Source organism: Collinsella sp. AF38-3AC (assembly GCF_003474365.1).
Taxonomy (GTDB): domain Bacteria; phylum Actinomycetota; class Coriobacteriia; order Coriobacteriales; family Coriobacteriaceae; genus Collinsella.
The window spans coordinates 357-18,013 of record NZ_QROM01000003.1 but is presented as its reverse complement, the minus strand read 5'-3'; the positions used below and the strand labels follow the sequence as shown (position 1 = coordinate 18,013).

Genomic DNA, 17,657 nt, shown 5'->3' with positions numbered 1-17,657 from the left:
CCACCGGACGGCAAACGCCGAGTATGGAAGCGGTAAACCGCTTTGAAAGGACCTGCCATGAGCCAGACTGAGAACACTATGGACGATTTCGTGCCCTTTGGGGGCAAGGCGCGAACCGAATATCAGGAGGACGAGCTCGCAGTTCCGCGCGCCGTCTCCACCGCGGTCATCAATGCGCTGGATGAAATAATGTTTCCCAAGGACGATCAGGGAGAATGGTCCTCGGAGTGCCAGACGTATTTCGCTGTGCAGCGTACGTCCGGTGGCGAGGAAAAACAGGATTACTTCCTGTTGGGCGGGGATGGCCTTCTCAGCTGCGTCGACCAGATTGAAGATGAGATTCCCTTCTCGCGCGATGGAGCCGATTGGGGCGAGTGCGACAAGGCACTGGCGCTCAAGGTGTACAGCGAGCCGGCGTGCCTCCTGACGCTCCATGAGCTTTCGCCCGCCGGCGTCGATATGTTGCGCGATGATGACGGATATCTGTTTGATGTGCCCAGCGAGGCAGTCGAGAAGGTCTTCGGCGATGAAGTTCTCACCATGCCGTCAATGCTCACGCTTTTGGAAGTCGAGCTGAAGGTCGACGATGCGCTTGCCGAGCTTGAGACGCAGCCCGATGCAGGCGAATCGATCGACGAGCTCGCCGCCGCCAAGTCCGAAGAGGCTTCGCTTGATGCTGACGAGGATTTGGGTGAGCGTGAGGACGTGAACCGCTGAGGTTTTGGTTCTGCGTGTAGCTCGGTAGGCGTGTAGGACGCTACCGAACTACACAGATATGAAGAAGAAAAAGAAAAAGAAAAATAAGAAGAAGGATAAGAAGAACGAGGAAAAGCAGGGGGATATGCGGATGAGGAAGGGTTCTCAGGGCTTGCTGCCGTTGCTCAAGTTCGCATATGTAGAATCGAATTACGCAACTGCGTGTCTACTTGTGTCCCAACGGGATTTCCGTCTTGTGCCGAGCGCGATGATTCGAATGTGACCACCCTGACCTTCTGGAGGAACTATGAACCGCTTGGGTTTGAAAGACTACCTGCTCAACCAGGAAAGCGATTTGTTGGATTGCGCGAAGGCGTACGACATCGCGAACCAGTACGGGCATTTCGACACGTATGGATCCGTGAAGGAAGCCGCCGAACTCAATGGCTGGGGCGTAGCCGAAGCTCTCAGCGAGAGCCGCCACGTTGAGTCGGATGCCGACTGCTACCGCTTCAACGGATATGGGCACCTCGAGGCCGTCAGCAACGAGAGCCTGCTCGAGGACGCCCGCGACAGCATCGACGATATCATCGATTGGCTCGAAGGTGCCAGCCGATATGAACTTATGGATGTCAGCTCCGATGTCGAGTTGTTTATCACTGCGGAAGACCCGATTGAGATCGTCAACGCCGTCGATTGCTCCGTGCGTGAGGACGGAGACAGCATCAAGGTCGACTTGAGCCGCGGAAGCGACAGCGCGACGCTTTCCTTCTCCAAGTTCATCAGTATAGATGCGGATGATATCAATCTCGCCAATGCGACGTATGCAACGGCCAGATGTTTCGACAGGTATGCAGACGGCTGCAGTACCGATGAGGTACAGGCGCGGTTTTTCGAGGATAACGGACGCAGGCTGTCGGACGCACGTGCGAACAAGCTGACGGAGTCTTGCGAGAAGAATATGGATGCGCTGAAGCAGGTGCTCGATGATGACGAAATCGATGCACTTGGACAGTTCTTCGATGTCGAACTTTGCAGTAAGACATATTGCGCGACACTTGCCAATGAGGCGCATGAATGCAAGTACATCGCATCGGCTCTTGAGAAGATGGGCTTCGACGTGGAAAATGGCCGTGCCATCGAGAAGCATGCCGAGCTCGAGCCCAAGCAGCGCACCGTATTCGATAAGATGGATGGCGAGGACTACTGCGAGGTGCATGAACAGCTCGGGAAGTTCTTCGGCACCGGACGCGTCAACCCATCTGGAAAAATCAACGATAGCTGGGGGAACTCCATCCTCGTCAAGGGCAGCAACGGTCTCTATAATGGTCCGCGCGGCGGAATCACCATCTACGAGAACTTCGAGCTGGCGGTCGATACGTCTGAGAGCTGGCACGGCGGGGACAACATCTTCGCCGATTGTGAAATCGACGGCATCTGGGATGAAAATGGGTCGCTGTTCGTGACCGGGGCGCACCACGATGGGCGTGCGCTCGTTGAGATGCGCCAGCTTACCGACAAGGGCGAGGACCTCTATTCGGGTTTTCAGATGGATGGCGGGTTCTATCTACCGGAGGACGGCTTCGAGACGATGGGGTTCGTCTACCGAGAGGGCGATGAGAATGCGTTCATCCATGACCTGTGGGACAACCCCGAGATGTGCTCCAAGCCGCATTTTGCCGAGAAGGTGAGCGGTTTCCCGACCGAGGAGTACATCATGGAACATGATGGCGTGAAAACCGAGTTCCAGATTTCCGAGATCAAGGAAGATTCGTTCGCATATGACCAGGGAGCGCGGTTCGATGTGAAGGTCCTCACCGACGGGCATAACTGCGGTTACGGACACTTCTGCGCCGACCTCGATGATGCGCACGGGTTTTGCGAGCGGTTCGCCGACGAGATTGTCGGGGACGGCGAGAGCCTGGACGATATGTGCGAGGACAGGGGCGAAGTCGCGTGCGCCGCGCAGGATATCGATTCGGGCGTGCGCAAACCGGAAGACAGAAACCACGACAATTCGGAAATCGGAGAGTAGATATGTACAGACCCCATGGCTTCCAGGACGAGGACCAGCTTCTCGAGACACTCGTCAAGGACGACAACATGACGTTCTTCCCCGAGTTCAACCTTCTCGCAGTCACCTCCAGTTTCGATCCGAGCGAAGAGCCGGAGACACGGCAGACCGCCATCTTCAACGTCAAAACCCACGAGATCGCCAGCGGTGAGTTCTTCAAAGGCTGCGACTATGTATCCGATATGGTTTTCGAGGGCGGGCAATGCAAGGCCCTCGCCATCATCGATTCATACGAGCAGGATTCCGATGGATCCACCTTCCACGACCGCCGAATCGATATGCTGTCCCGCCTGTTCTCGTGGAGTCCGACCATCGATGCCGACAGCATTTCCGATATGGTACGTCGCGCCTCTTATTACCAAAAACACCTGATGTCGAATCGGGAGAGTTTTGAGCTGTCGCACGGCAAGCCGCTTTCCGAGATATCGGAGCGTCCGGTCGGGGCAGATGCCAAGGAGCTACTCGATAAGCTCACGTCGAGCGAGACGGTGAGCTATTTTCCCGAGTTCAACCTCCTCGTCACGACCACAGAATACGACCCGCTCGGTCTTCATGACCGCGATACGTGCGTCTTCAACGTCTTCCCGTCCGAGCTTGCCTACGAGAAGCTGTTCCATGGATTCGAGAACGTAGTCGACATCGCCTATAGCGGGCCTGTTGTCGACTCCATCGCCTTTCGGCCGACCTTTATCGAATCTGCTGGGCGGGATCGCTCCAACGATGTCGACCTTGGCAGCCTGGCTTTGCTCCTGTCCGGCAGCGATGTCATCAGCACGCAGTCAGTTCCCGTGCTTCTCGAAACGATGGCAGATCGTTTCGGCATCGAACCCGAGGAACGTACCCTCAACGCCGATCGGGCGCGGGTAGAGGAATGCATCCGCACGGGTATTCCGGATATCCACGTCGAGATTGATAACACCAACGACGACAACTTCATCGAAGGAACGGTGACGGTCGAGGGCGAGTCCTGCTACTTCTACCGCCCGAACAGCGCTCGAGACACGGAGGATTACGATTCGGTCATCTTCGAGCCTTTCCGTCCCGATAGGTACGAGAGCGATATCGAGGAAATTGAGCTGCCGACTGCGATCGATGAGAACCGCGAGCTCGCCGAGCTGGTCGTGACCGTGGCGACCGAGCCGTATATGGATTCGGACAAATTGCCGGGTTGCGAGCGGGGCCTCGATTCGCTCTGCGAGGAGAAGACCGACGAGGCCCAATCGATGAGGTACGGCATGGAGGGCGTCGGCTTGCCGATGCTCGATGCCGCGGAGCATCTCGCGAACTACTAGGGTTCGGGTGGATTGACGAAGGGGCGTGCCTCCTGTGCGGGCACGCCCCTTCGTGTTGCTGCGGGCGATTACACGCCGCACAGGATCTCGGTATAGGGAATCTTCTCCTGCTCGATACGAGATTTCGGGAGATTGCCCGCGCAGAGAGCCTGATAGAGCCTCCGCTCTTCGTATGTCAGGTACTTGGCGAGTTCAATATCCTCGGGACGGCTCCGAATCATCGCATTGTCTTTGGTCCAAGTGGTTCCATATTTCTCTAATCTAATGAAGTCGCCGTAGGACATGAGCAGGCTCTTGCAGTTCAAGCCGGCGCGGCGGTACCGCGCGAGGATTTCCAGACCATCGGTATCCATATCGCCCCAGTAGTAGACATCGGGGATCTCTGCCAGCCACGGAATTTCGCTCACCGTGGTCGGGCCCTGGTTGCCATTGCCGAGGATGGCAACGGTCGCGGAGCTGCAAGCCCCTGTCATGGGAAACGAGTTGAACGTATCCCTGTTCTCGAGGATAATGGCACGGTGACACGGATAGGACGGTCTCGCCAAGTCCCTATCATCCTGAGTGCCGAGAACGCAAAGGCCGAATCCCGTCGGCGAGGCCGGGTCGAGATATTTCAGCTCGACCTTTTCGGGACGGTCCCGCAACCCGAGACCTGACTTACCAGCAAGCAAGGCGACCAGCGTTCGGTCGCCTTTCGGGTTCAGTAATTTGCCTTGGACATCGGGGATGGGCAGTTCGCGAGGGGTCCGGCCTTGCGTCTCGTGCCCCCTCACCCAGTCGGCGGCCGTGACAAGCATTTCGAAATCGACATCCGAGCGCTTTCGGGTCTTCCAAATGAACGTTGCGGCCGCCTCTGATTCAAATGAATAGCCTTTGAGCAGTACTTGACGCTCTGCACACGTTGCGACCGCAGCGCTTGCCCTGATGCCGACGATGGCGACCGCCGTGGCCGGGTTTGGGATTTCAATCGATGTCGGGACGGTAATCACGGCAGCGGTCTTGGGTACCCTTCGGTTCTCGAATGTGAGCGGGCAGTCCATCCTCTGTGCAAAGGCCATGATGGACTGCTTCCATGAGGAAAAGCCGTCGGCCGTCTCGGAGAGCCTTTTGCCCGACGGAGCGCCCAGGGGCATCTTCAGGGGATACGGGTCCGATTTGCCCGGCGATACGTTCCAAATCGAATAATCGGTTCGGGCGTCACCGAGCAGCTTGCTTCCCAGCAGCCCCTGAATATCGCTTACGGTTCTCATGTCCCTATTCCCCCATCATCTCGTGTACGCGCACGGCCTTGTTCAGGCACGCGGGCTGCATCAGGTTCTTGCGCGTGACGAACCATGCCGTATCGGTCATGGGAAGGATCGATGCCTGCTTGCCGTCGGGGCAGCTGATGAAGAGCTGGAACCCGAACCCCAGCATGGCCTTGATGGCCGTCTGGGTCGTGTCCATATCGGACTTGATGAACGCCTCGTCGAACAGGATTGGGGCGAAGAGCGGTCGGGAATCCGCCGAGGACTTCAGCGTGTAGAACAGGGCTACGGACAGGATGAAGGCTTTGACCTTCTCGCGATAGCCGCCGTTCATGCTCGCCGCGGCGTTGATGACCTCAAGGTTGTCCCCCTCGCCTACCGTGACCTTGACGTTCAAGCGCTGGCGGCTGTCCACGACTTTCGAGGGGTTGCCCATCTTGTCCGGTCGCAGGAAGTCGACTACCGTCCCAATCTCATCGAGCTTGCGCTTCAGGTCCTCCAAGGGCATCGAACGGTAACTCGATGCGTTGTCGTATTCGTCCGCCACCACGGATTTGACCATCTCGCGCACCGCCCGATAGGAGGACGTGTTCCTCTTGAAAGTTGGCTTGATCTCAAGGGCGGCGCCGTCTGCGCGGAACGGGTAACGCGCCAAAATGCCGTTGATGGTCGCAAAGGCATCCAGTACGTCATCCTCGTACTCGCGCTCACACTCGCTGAAGTTCTTGAACGCCAGATTGATCTTCGGCAGGTTCTGCGCGAACATATCGATCAGCGCCTGCTCCGACCCCGACAGGTCAATCGAAAGGTACGCCGAGATGTCGCGGATATCGGTTCCGACATGATTGAGCTCGGGGGTGGCCGCGCCAAAAATCTCCTTGCACGATACCATCTCGCGCTCCACTGCCCTGCATGCCGCCGCAGCGGTCGCTTGAATCGCCCCCGCCTTGTCGCGGAAGGCATCGATGAACGCCTCCGTGCATTCGTCTGCGTACGCCTCGAGTCCCTCGGCATCTTCGCGCTGTGGCAGGCCGGCCTCGTCGGTTCTCGTTCGGTAGACCTGCTCAAGGATCCCAACGGTCTCGTCAGCCGGGTCGAGCAGGTCACGGCGCCGCTCGACCTTGACCTCAAGTGCGTCGCGGCATGCCGAATACGCCTTCACGCTCGATTTCGTATCCGACAGCAGCGTCTGGGCAGTGCGCAGGCGCTCGTGTGCGTCAAGTCGCTCGCGGTCGGCCGCATCCAGTGCCTCTCGCAGCTGGTCGAGTTCCCTGTTCGCGGCAAGGCTCTCCTTCTGCGCCTTGAGCGACTCAAGCTGGAACTTTGCCGTGGCTATATCGACATCCGAGAACGGCATATCGGAAATCTGGGCGTAGATACGGCGCTTGGCCTCGATGACCTTCTTCTCGGCATGAGCCTTCGTCAGCGCGTCCATGAGGCCTGAGGCCTTTTTGGCCAATTCGGCCACGCAGTCGTTCAAGCGCTCCAGTTCCGCCTCGTCGACAAATCCGATGATGCTAGGGGCTGACTCGTAGCCGTGTTCGCCCCCGTGCGAATCGCGGAGCATGCCGTCGGACTTCAGCTGGCGGCAGCTCGTGGTCTCATCGAATGCGTCGTCGACGCACAGGCAATCGCGGTCATCTGATGAGATTGCGTTCGAGAGGAAGGCCGCGAAGGAGCCGTGCTTGAGTTTGATTCGTCCCGAGAGCCGGGACGGGTCGTCGTTATCGAGCAACCGATAGGCCTGCGGGTCCACGAAGCGGTAGCGGCAGCGATGCCCGATGGAATCGGCGGGCAGGACTTCGATCCCGCGCAGGAATGCCTGCCTGTCGGCTTCATCGACAATCAGGCAATCGGCGAGGTCGAGCAGGGCGAGGTTTGCCGCGCCGCGCCAGTCGGCATAGCCATCGCGCATATCGAACATCTCGCAGGCGTAGCGAAGTCTGTCGGCGGCAATGCTCGTAGCTTGGGAGACGGCCTGCCTTGCCCCCTCCATCCTCGCCGTGACGCGCGTGCGCAGCCTTTGCGCACGCTGGAGGTCGTCTCTCGCGTCGGCGAGGGATGACCTTGCCGGCAGTAACTCGGTCTGGAGCGTATCGATTTTCGATTCGAGTTGGGCAAGTTCAATCGGTGCGGACGCATCGTTTTCCCAGAGGTCGGAGAGGCGACGATTCCAAGCGTCCTCACTGTCGGGCACCTCGGCCTCGATCTCGGCGAAAAGGGCGCCGAGGCGCTTGACGTTGCCCTCCTTCGCGGAGAGGGCGGTGGCAGCTGAATTGATTTCCGCGTCCAGCTCATCGAGGGTAGCGCCGCCGGCGGCATTGAATGCCTTCTGCGCCTGCTCGTATTTCTTTCCCGATAGCTCGAAATCGCCTTCGAGCCGCGAGATATCGGACTCGGTTCTCAGGTGGGCGGACTTAAGGGCCTCAATCCTCCTGTCCATCATGCCGACAAAACGCTTCGCGTGCCAACGGCGGATGCCGTCCAGCTCGCCGGCGCTCTCGCTCTCGGTGCCGATCGTGCCATAAGGGACCGCAGCCAGACGGGCCTCGTCGTATTTGCCGTTGAGCTTCCGCAGGCGGTCGAACGCCTGCTGCTTTTTCACCTTGCCCTCCCAGCTGTCAATCGTCTCGCGGCTCTGGTCGTACAGGGCGACCAGGGATGCGGCCATCTCGATGGTGCGCGGCCTGTCGAGGACGATGTTGCGGAAAATCTTCGTGACGTCCGACTCCGCCGAGCCCGTCAGGATCCTGTACAGAAGGTTCTCCGTGCGCTCGTCGATACCCACGATATCGTGGTACTTGCGGCGCATGTCCTCCTTGTTGTCGGATACCACGAGCGCGTCCGTGTAGACCTCCCTGATGCGCTTCGGCGAGAAGGCGTGGTCTGCCACGCGCTCGGCGCTTCTGGGGTCTATCGCGCCATCGGACAGGACCCAGACCTTGGCGGCGTTCTTGGTCTCGCCCGCCTGCACGTAGAAGAAGCCGGCGAGGGTGAGACGGCCCGCATTCGCGTTGCATAGGGTGAGGGTGATGGCGGACCAGACGGGCAGCTTGGTCCCATCGTCGGCAGTCCCTCGGAAATAGCTGACGATATTGCGACCCGTATCGGGATCTTCCGTCTCGTTGATATAGCCGCGGACGTAGCTGTAGATGCTTCGCTTGTCCTTTTCCTGCCCCTGCGATGAGGCTTGGTTCATCTGGCGCCCAGATTTGAAGAGGAGGGTGATCAGGGCATCGAGGATCGTGGACTTTCCGGTTCCCGAGTTGCCCGTGACCATCGTGAGCGACCCCTCCTCGCCCTTTGAGAACTCCACTGCGTGCGGCGGGTCGCCCCCATCGTAGACGCCCCAATTTACCATCTTGAGCGTCTCGATTTGCCAATAGTCGTTGATGATCGATTTGCCGGAGTTATTCAGCATCGGCAAGCTCCCCTTCCGTATCCTCGTTCATCCCGGCGAGAAGCTCGGCCGCGAAACCTCTTTCGATAAGCGCCGCGACATGCGGCGTGACCCTGCATCGGTCCTCGCCGCACCCGGTGTCGTCTATCCAGTGCCATTGGCGTCCCGCGCGATATGCCGCATCGAATGCCGATGACACACTGCCGCGGCCATCGCCCTCGAGCTTTGCGTTCGCCTTGGTGAATCTCTCCTTGAGGGACGTCTTGGTCGTCACCCACTCGGCTGGGTTCTCGTGTCCGTCCTGCCTGCGCTCCAGCAACGCGGTCGCCGCCGCTAGGAAGAAGCCGACGTTGTTGGCCTGCAGGCCCGGCTTCTTGAGAAACGAGCGCTCCCCATCGACGCCCTCGGCCCATGCGACGCGGTTCTCCTCATCGATGTACAGGTCTAGAAAATCCGCATTCAGGCTCTTCCTGACCTCGTCGGCGTTGTCGATAAGCGTGTCGAACAGGCAATCATCGCCGTAGTCGATTGTCGCCCCGCGTTTTAAGCGCACGGCAAGCCTTCTGATATCGAGCGGAACGTCGGAAGTGTCCCCCTCGAAGCATGCGAAGTCATTCACCGTCTCGGTCATCTTCACTCTCCCCTTTTCCGTTCAGGTATCTTTCAATCTCATCCAGCGGAGCCTTAAGCTCGCCGGTCATAAAGGCGATCTCGTTTCCGTCGGCATCGACCGTCTTCCATAGGTTCTCGGCGACAGGCGTGCCGTTTCCGAACTTACAGAACAAAGCAGCCATGTCCTGCACGAGCCTGTCGGGCCGCTCCAGCGCGTTGAATCCCGCCGCGAGGTCAACGTTGCCGTCCCCATCGGGTGCAGCGCAGGCTATGAGTTTCGCGAGAATCCTTCTCGCGCTGCCCGAGCTGATCTTCCTCGCGTTGTCGATCTGCTTGTCCATATCGAACTCATCGTCGACTCGCGAGGCTGCGAGGGGCAAGGGCCGTGCCTTCCCGAAATTCATGTCCGCCTCGTGGGGGTAGAAGCACATGTTGCCCTGACAGCCATAAGGCAGCGATAGCGGGAACTTCGGGTTGCGGCCCTTGGTGCGGGCGGTCCATGCCTTGAAGCATTCGGATGCGCGTGCAAGCGTCTCGAGTTCCGTTCGCCAACGGGCGTTCTCGCGCTGAGATGACACGCGGTGGAATACCGCCATGCCCTCGCCGAACACCTCCTGCACACCCCGCAGCTCCGTGAAGATGTCGCCCAAGCGCAACTCGATGCCGTCCAGAAGGTCTTGGACGGCATCGGTCGGCTGCGGGGCGCTTGCAATCATCAGCCTGAGCGTGTTGAGCCTGGAGGCATCCCTCAGCCCGAACAGCGTGTCGGTCGCCTGTTTGTAGGATTTGCCGTCGTCGCTCGTCTCGAATCGATCTATGAAGGTATCCGTATACCTCGTCACCGAGGCGGCGGCGGTCATGGCCCCCGTGCGGTATGTCTCGGCGAGCCGGTCTATGGCCCGCTTCTCCGCATCGCGGGTGCGGCGGATCGCGGTCGGCATCTGCGTGACGATGTCGTACATGTGCTGTAGGCGCTCCTCGACCTGCCCGGTCTCGATTGGGTCCACGTCACCGCCCGCCTTCAGGATTTCAATCTGCTCGAGGTAGGGCGCGATGCGCTGCTCCAGCTGCCTGATGCGCGCGTGCCTGTCCATGGTGAGCATCGTCGTGAGGTCGGTCAGCTGGGAGGCGAAGTCCTCGGCCTTCACGCCGGTGAACGCCGAGGATTCCATGCCGAGCCTGTCATACAGGTCAAGGGCGGACAGCCCGGGCATGGAGATGAACACCGTCTCCTCAAGCGTGTCCTCCGTGCGCTCATGGCGAAGCCAGCCGTAGCCGCCCGCCGTGAGGGGTTTGGCAAGGACGTTGAATACCCGACCGGCTACCGTCGACAGGTCCTCTACGGTTCCGTCTTCATCTGAGCACCATGTCGGAAGCTCACTGGACCCATCACGGGAAAGGATAGCCAGGCACGTCTCGAGACGTGCCGAGAACTCCGCAGTCGGCAGGGCGTCTGCGGTTCTGGGAAACACGCTCTTCACGATGGCGATGCAGAAGGCGGCGTCGTGCTTGCGACTCAGCATCCGCAGAATCGGATTGCAGAGCCGCTCCTCGGCCGTGAGGTATGTGCCGATTACGCCAGTCGATGCCATCTGCGATTCGCCTCCCGCATGTTGGGGCGGCGATTTGGCGGCAGGGAACCGATCGCGCCCGGATGCCGGCGGTCTTCGATGGGTTCCTTGATCGGTTCAGGCGCTAATCTGCCCGAACCCGCAATGGTTCTATGCATGTATTATCTCCTGTCCGTCAGGGCGCTTGGGGAACGCCCGATGCAAGTATATTATATTTCTTTCCATATGCGAACACAAGCAAAAACCTGTATCTAGCATGGATTTCACGCGACTGATGGTCAATATCGCGGAGTTTGCGGGCGGTCTTCTGGTTGCCTCATCGAGGGCGCGGGACACACGTTTGCGACGCTACTTGTGTCCCGCTTAAGTTTGGGCGTTCCGACGTCTCCCATACTTCGATTTGTGAATGATTTTCAAACTGATGGGAGCCATCATGGCCTTGGTCATCAACCTGCACGGACCGAATACCAACACGCTCGGCAAGCTCACCGCAGGCGCGCTTGCCGAGATGGGCTACAGGGCCGCCGCCGTGCCGTCAGTTCGTCGAGAGATGGAGCTTAAGGCGTTGCGCGGCGACGAGCGGGCGATCCGGCTCACGGACGGATCCTTGGATAGCTGTGTCGAGCTTGCGTCCTTGCAGGCCGACCGCAACCAGCGCTCCATCGACCCCGAACTGGACGCCGTGATCGTCTGCGGTCCCGTGGTCGACAGCTTCTGGGGCTACAAGGGGAACCGCGAAGACTCCTTCTACCGCACCTCGGTCGAGACGGCACTTGAGCTAGATGCCTGCCAGTACGAACTCGTCCCCAGCGGCAGCCTTACCGAGTGCACCCTCTCGAAGTTCAGGTCCTTCCTCAGAGATTGCGGGGTGAGACCGCGCATCAGTAGAGAGCTGGACTACGGATACCACGACATCATCGATATCGTCCGCGGAGAGGTCGCACTCGACCGAAAGAAGCATCCCGTAAAGGGGGCCGAGAAGGTCGATGCCGCCCCCGATTGCGAGAGGGCCATCGCGGGCTTCAAGAATGCGGCGATCAGTGTGCAGGAGGCCATCAAGTCGCTTCCCGAGGGAAGCGAGATGCGGTTGAAGCTCGAGGGCATGGTCAACCAAGCGCTCGAGGACGGCTACGGCGGCATCCATATCGAGACCGTCAGGAGACCTGAGGGCAAGACGATGAGTCTCGGCGATCTGGTGCAGTCGGAAGTCGATGCCGCCTCCAAGCGCAAGGATGAAGTTCGCGATCAGGTGGATGAGACCGCAGCTCCGGTTTTGAAAACCATCGAACAGGATGAGGCAGGCAAAGAGGGCAAGGATAAGAAGGAAAAAGAGAAGAAGAATAATAAGGAAAAGGAGAAGGATATGGAAAACGGAGACACCCAGAAGAAGCCCGAGTACATCAATATCAGATTCGAGAACAAGGACGTCCGCGTGAAGCCGTACACAGATCGTAACGGCAATGAGCGCCTGCGTATCAACATGACGATGCCGAAGGGTACCGTGGTAGGCGGCAAGGACCTTTCCGGTATGAAGGTCTCCATGCCCGCCCGCGAGTTCATGAAGCAGGACAAGGATGCGGGAGAGCCCGTCAGGTACGGTTTCCGCTCCGACCGCGGCGTGCACTTCTTCAGGTACGACGAGAACAACCAGCGCATCGACTACCCCGCCGAGGGCGATCCGGCAATCATGCCGAGAAATTTGGCGGCGGCGGTCGCAGCGGCCTATGAGGGCAAGGAAGCGGCCAAGGCGGAACCGCAGCGCAACCCGACCCACGAATACACGGGGCTCACCTTCGCACCGTGCGACATGAAGGTCAAGACCGTCCCCACCGAGGACGGTCCCGATAAGAACTTCCTGCTCTGCAAGCTCCCGCCCCATACCAAGGTCGGACAGCAAGACCTCGGCGGCATGATTGTGAGCAAATTCCTCTCGGCCAGGCAGCTGCCCTACGCGCAGTCCGGTAGGCCCTTCACGGCGAGCTTCAGGTCTGCCATGCCCGTCCGCGTCTACCCCGTCAACGGCGAGGATTCCCGCGACAACTTCGATTATGACTTCCGTAGCCCGCAGGAATTCAGTGCGGGGGCCCTGGTCGCCGGTATCGAGGACGCCTACGATGCGCGTCTGCTCAACGCCCGCAACTATGAGGAAAAGCTCGAGGCCACGGGTGCGGAAATGTCCCCCGCCGCCGCATCGGCCAAGCAGATGCTCGAGGATCGCGACGGCGCGGCCACCCGTCAGGGCAGCAAGGCCGCTGCCCTGGAATATCACCGCACGGGCAGCGCCGAGGACATGCCGCTGAACGACCTGTGCGATGCGAAAAGCGATGAGGCGGTCGCGTGCCAAGACGGACAGCCCTACGTGATTGCGGGATCCGAACCCGATCTCTATGACGAGGACGTCGAGTTCTAGAGGCTGACGGGCAGGCCGTCCGGCGTGGCCCGTCCGGGTCTATTTCTGTCCCCGCGGAGACCGGATACCGTACGGGTTCGTAAAGTCAGGATGTACGATTGCGTAAATCTCGAATGCGACTGGAGCGGCGATGGTGCGGGAAATCCCCATAGACATTCTCGAAGGATTCAAGGTGCTCGACGCGGCGCTTCTCTGCCGCCGCGGCGATACGTGGACGGTGGAGCGGAACGGGTCTGCCGCCGGTTCCTTTATTTCGGGTTGCATGGGGGCTTCGGAACGCCTGTACCCGGAGCCCAACGGGCAGCTCGTCCTGTCCGATGACGGCGGCGCCACCGCAGCCGCGCGAATTTCCGCCATTCCGAGCGGGCTTTTCTCGATTGCGGAAAAGATTCGCGAGATGCGGGATGTCCCCGCAGTGGAAAGCTATGAGATGGTTCTGGGAAAGGCGGTGGGTAGCCATAGACTTATCAACCTCGGCAACCTCGCGGCCATCGCGATTACAGCCGCCCAGCCTGCGGTGCCGTCTCGACCGGACAGGCATATCGTCTTGGCGAGCGGACCGGTGCGGATTAGCGAACTTGCCGACGATATCGGCGCGAGCTGGGCACGCGAGGCCATCTCGCGAATCGCCGACCCTTCGCACTTTTCAGACGTCGAGATTCCGAGTGGCCTTATCGATGAGATTCTGGACAGCGCTTGGCGGGCGGCGGGTGAAGACCAAGCCGCCTACGACAGGCTGCGCTCGGATATCGGGTTCGCGCAGGGCGTCATCCGCGATGCCTTTGGCAGGGACCTCGAGTCCGAGGCGGAGTTCTACGATTCCAGCGCGACCGATAACGTATGCTCCATGCTCGAGACCATCGACACGACGGGGCGCATCGTCATCCTCGAGGACACTGCCTCGGGCCTTTGCGAGTACCTGTTCTCGGACACCGAGTCCTTCACCAGGGCGCAGCCCCGCAATGTCGGCGAATTCGCGTCCGACCTCGCCTGCGGGCGCTATCGGCTCGATGACGACGGTCGGGATTTCGAGCTGGTCGTGGAAGACGGCAAGCTGATACTCGATGAGTCTCCGAGCATGGCGCACGGCGGCAGGAAATATGGAGTTCTCTTCATCGCCAAGTCGCTGAGCGATAGGGTCATCGCCATGGAAGACGCAGAGCTCGCCCGGGAGATGTCGCGCCTGCGCGTGCGCCGCGGGAGCCCTGCGGAGAACCTCGTCGTGCGCATGGCGGAGATGAGCGGCGACATCGCAAGCGTCGAGCGGGATATCTGCTCGATTTTCGGTTGGGATTTCACCGGCAACGGGCGAATGGAATCACTCGACGACCTTATGGAGGCCGTCGAGCTCGAATCAGCGCAGGCGTATGGCCGTAGCGGTAGGGACAAAGCCTGACTATTGGAGGGAAGAAATGGATATCGATATCCAGGAAACTGGAATCAAGCCCGATCCGAAGGGAAACGTCGAACTCGTGAGGTTCGGCTCGACCGCGATTCTGTTCTGCGGCGGGGGCGAGCCGTTCATGGTCGCGAAGGGGTATGACGGCAAGACCGGCGAGTGGTCTGGGAACGCCGTGCGGGTCGACGACCTGTCGGTCGCATGGGATATCGCAGACCCGGAAATCATCGAGGACGCCACCGTCAAATGGACGCGCACCGATGTGGCTGACATTCTCGAGGGCAAGGGCATCGAGGCGAACGATTGGAACATCGATGCGGTCGTCAAGACCCCCGACCTTGAGAACTCCCCTTCCCTTTTGGGTGAAATGTCAAAGGACGGCGGTAGGGACTATCTCGATTTGACCATCGCCCAGCTCTGCTCCATCGGTGCGCTCGATGTCCCCGAGGGGTTTAGGCTCGAAGAGGGGCTGGACGATATCGCGGAGCGTATGGACGAGTATTGCGCGGGCGGTGCTCTCGGCGATATTGCCCGACCGACGGAGCGCTAGGGTTCTTTCGGTTTCGGCTGGCGTGCCGCTGCGGCAAGATAAGCGGCGCTAGCGCGGATGCCCGTATCCTGTTCGGCAAATAGAGTCGTCTGAGAAAAGAGACAAGATGAACGAACAGGACAACATCTTCGAGAGGACCGAACAGCAGGTGCTCTTCTACCTATACGAGAACAGGGACCATACCGTCAGCCGCGCCGAGCTTCGGGAAAACATCAACACCGCGCCGGTCGAATCCACGTTCGAATCGATTCTCACCTCCCTGAAGGTCAAGAAGCTCATCGAGTTCGATCCGTCCGGCAACGTTGCTATCGCATAGGAGGTTTCGATGATAGCCAAAGGCTCCTGCGAGATAACACTCAACCGCGCCGAGCTCGTCGAGATACTCGCCAAGCTCTACCTGCTGGACGGCGGGTATTCATCGCTCGATGCCACGCCGTCCGATGAGGTCGCCAAGCTGGTCGCTAAGAAGTGCTCCGTGAGTGCGGCGGGCGGCGAGTTTGCCCTCTCCCTCACGGCGCGACAATCGCTTCGGGTCTTCGCCCTTCTCGAGAAGGCCTCGGGACAGCATATCCCGACCGAAGTGTACCGCCGTGCCGACACGGCTGTCGATGAAATCTCGGACCGCTACGATCCTTGCCGCTTCAGGCTTACCCCATCGGAGCGCGAGTTCTACATGGCGGCAATCGATGCGCTCGAGAAATCGGTCGGGCAGCGCGTCACGATTCGGGAGCTTTCCAACCAGGCGGGCGTCCAATATGAGCCCTTCCGCCGCCTGGTGAAGCGCTTAGAGCATATCGGCTATATCGAGCGCTTCGGCAAGCTCACCGCCTCCTTCGACCGCGAGCAAGCGATGGAACTTCTGCATATAGGCATCTAGAGAGACCTGGGAGCGACCCCATGGATAACCACGGTAACATCCACCTCATGACATTCGAGCCCGTCAGGGAACTCCTTATCGCGGCGTACAAATCCGGGGATTTCGAGGCGGCGGATGAGGTCATCGTGCGCAACACGGTCAAGGAGACGGCCATGATCTCGAGACTCGTCAACGGGGCCATGGATTCGTACTGCTGGTCGAGTGGCTGCGGTGCTTCGTACATGCTCTCCCGTTCGTCCCATCCGGGGTACACGCTCCAGCTCACCACCTTTCACAGCGGGCGGGCGTGGTGCGATATCGATGTCAAGCATGCCGGACGCGGCGAGCTCAACTTGCCGGACGGCGTTTGCGCGGTGGGCGTGGAACATGCGGATTTAGGTATCGAGGGCGAGTTGGCCGAGCGCTTCGGGATTTATATCACGCCCGAGGCGTATGAGCAGTTCGGGCGCGAGGGCGCGGCGCCGGCAAGTATTGAATCTGTCCAGCCTGAAGCCTGCCGAGAGGACCGCGAACTGTCGAGTGACGAGCGTTAGGAGTCACCATGGGAACCCACCATCAGCCCTATTTTCTGGAAAAGGCCAAAGAAGATCTCGTACACCATAGTGCCGCATGGGTCGTGAAGCAGCCGGAGCACTCCCCTATCTTCGTCGACTGCCATGCCGTCGAAGATTCCGCGCTTGCCCGCGGCTGGGATTTGCAGGTGACGGTCTGGAGTGCGACGAGGCGGGCATCTGGGCATGCGGCGATGACATTCAAGAACGCGGCTCGCTCAATGATGCGCACGATACGGGGACTCTTGCCGAGGGTCTTGCAGGGGCATCGGGTGCTGCGGCCATGATTCCCTACAACGTGTTTGAGGAGGTCGTGGACGTACACGACACGAACTATCTCATCGCGCTGGCCATCTGCATCGATCAGTTGCCCGATTGCGTGACCGCCGATGAGGTTTCAAGGCGTATCAGGCTGAACGCCGACCAGGATATGGATGAGCGTCGAGGGCTCACGGTACGCGAGCAGGACGAGCCGTCGGTCTCGCTCGATGAGCTGGCTGAGGTGTATGGCAATCAGGCGGAGCCAGATGAGGTGGAAGTTGCCTTGGAGCGTTGAGGTGTGCCTTTGCGGCACGAGGGGTTGCCACTTCTTGCCGTTTGAGATACTCGAACAGATGGAGGGTTATGCTTTAGAGCTTTCCTGTCTCGCCCTCCATCGTGTTTGGGGCGCCGTGCCGGGTGGTTTTCATCTGGCACGGCTTTTTTCATGCGGGTTTGGGGTGAGGGAACAACTTGGGTGGGAAGGCTGGGAGCTAAGTGTCTTGGAAGGATGGGAATAATAACAAGTTGCTGTACTGCGGGACGCCGAGGAAGGCGTCCCGTCTGCTGTTCTGGGTGTAGTGCCTAGTTGCTATGGATGCCGCAGCGGCAAGACCACTCCAAAAACCCGCGCCACCCCTACGATTGCAGCGTATCTGCAAACCCTGAGCGAAGGGAGCCGCATATGCATGCAGCGGCATTTTCGCCTCGGGGGGGGGG

The 17,657-nt window shown here is 59.8% G+C and carries 14 protein-coding genes; 10 read left to right on the top strand and 4 right to left on the bottom strand.

Annotated elements, in window-relative coordinates; genetic code table 11:
* Positions 1-57: 57 nt before the first annotated feature.
* The 3 genes from DW029_RS02885 to DW029_RS02870 all read left to right on the top strand — a co-directional run bounded on the left by DW029_RS02885 (position 58) and on the right by DW029_RS02870 (position 4,062).
* Positions 58-717 (top strand): hypothetical protein, encoded by a 660-nt coding sequence (locus tag DW029_RS02885; protein ID WP_118345230.1) that lies wholly within the window; start codon positions 58-60, stop codon positions 715-717.
* A gap of 286 nt (positions 718-1,003) precedes the next feature.
* On the top strand, positions 1,004-2,731 hold the full coding sequence (locus tag DW029_RS02875; RefSeq protein ID WP_118345228.1) for a hypothetical protein: 1,728 nt from the start codon (positions 1,004-1,006) through the stop codon (positions 2,729-2,731).
* A gap of 2 nt (positions 2,732-2,733) precedes the next feature.
* The gene (locus DW029_RS02870) at positions 2,734-4,062 is read left to right on the top strand and encodes a hypothetical protein (RefSeq protein WP_118345227.1); all 1,329 of its coding nucleotides are present in this window, start codon (positions 2,734-2,736) and stop codon (positions 4,060-4,062) included.
* Positions 4,063-4,130: 68 nt separating this feature from the next.
* Here DW029_RS02870 and DW029_RS02865 read toward each other — a convergent pair whose 3' ends face one another.
* The 4 genes from DW029_RS02865 to DW029_RS02850 are packed head-to-tail and all read right to left on the bottom strand — an operon-like array spanning position 4,131 to position 10,913.
* Complete coding sequence (locus DW029_RS02865; RefSeq protein ID WP_118345226.1) at positions 4,131-5,312, bottom strand: DUF3322 and DUF2220 domain-containing protein; 1,182 nt, start codon at positions 5,310-5,312, stop codon at positions 4,131-4,133.
* A gap of 4 nt (positions 5,313-5,316) precedes the next feature.
* Positions 5,317-8,730, bottom strand: a complete 3,414-nt coding sequence (locus DW029_RS02860) for an ATP-binding protein (protein WP_118345225.1) — start codon at positions 8,728-8,730, stop codon at positions 5,317-5,319.
* Positions 8,720-9,340 carry a DUF4194 domain-containing protein gene (locus DW029_RS02855; RefSeq protein WP_118345315.1) on the bottom strand — a complete coding sequence of 207 codons (621 nt, stop codon included), beginning with the start codon at positions 9,338-9,340 and terminating at the stop codon, positions 8,720-8,722. The genes DW029_RS02860 and DW029_RS02855 overlap by 11 nt, the downstream gene beginning before the upstream one ends.
* Positions 9,321-10,913 (bottom strand): DUF3375 family protein, encoded by a 1,593-nt coding sequence (locus DW029_RS02850; protein WP_118345224.1) that lies wholly within the window; start codon positions 10,911-10,913, stop codon positions 9,321-9,323. Before DW029_RS02850 ends, DW029_RS02855 begins: the two co-directional genes overlap by 20 nt.
* A gap of 412 nt (positions 10,914-11,325) precedes the next feature.
* Between DW029_RS02850 and DW029_RS02845 the strand changes: the two genes are divergently transcribed.
* The 7 genes from DW029_RS02845 to DW029_RS11145 all read left to right on the top strand — a co-directional run bounded on the left by DW029_RS02845 (position 11,326) and on the right by DW029_RS11145 (position 17,235).
* Positions 11,326-13,302, top strand: a complete 1,977-nt coding sequence (locus DW029_RS02845; RefSeq protein WP_147351864.1) for a hypothetical protein — start codon at positions 11,326-11,328, stop codon at positions 13,300-13,302.
* A gap of 130 nt (positions 13,303-13,432) precedes the next feature.
* A complete protein-coding gene (locus tag DW029_RS02840) occupies positions 13,433-14,698 on the top strand; it encodes a hypothetical protein (RefSeq protein WP_118345222.1) in 1,266 nt (421 codons plus the stop codon).
* Between the two features lie 16 nt (positions 14,699-14,714).
* Positions 14,715-15,251 carry a hypothetical protein gene (locus DW029_RS02835; protein WP_118345221.1) on the top strand — a complete coding sequence of 179 codons (537 nt, stop codon included), beginning with the start codon at positions 14,715-14,717 and terminating at the stop codon, positions 15,249-15,251.
* A gap of 106 nt (positions 15,252-15,357) precedes the next feature.
* Positions 15,358-15,567 carry a hypothetical protein gene (locus DW029_RS02830; RefSeq protein WP_117758847.1) on the top strand — a complete coding sequence of 70 codons (210 nt, stop codon included), beginning with the start codon at positions 15,358-15,360 and terminating at the stop codon, positions 15,565-15,567.
* A 9-nt stretch (positions 15,568-15,576) separates the two neighbouring features.
* Entirely contained in the window at positions 15,577-16,128 is a 552-nt protein-coding gene (locus DW029_RS02825) for a hypothetical protein (RefSeq protein WP_118345220.1), read from the top strand.
* 20 nt (positions 16,129-16,148) lie between these two features.
* Complete coding sequence (locus DW029_RS02820; RefSeq protein ID WP_118345219.1) at positions 16,149-16,661, top strand: hypothetical protein; 513 nt, start codon at positions 16,149-16,151, stop codon at positions 16,659-16,661.
* Positions 16,662-16,737: 76 nt separating this feature from the next.
* A complete protein-coding gene (locus tag DW029_RS11145; RefSeq protein WP_147351863.1) occupies positions 16,738-17,235 on the top strand; it encodes a hypothetical protein in 498 nt (165 codons plus the stop codon).
* Positions 17,236-17,657 lie beyond the last annotated feature (422 nt).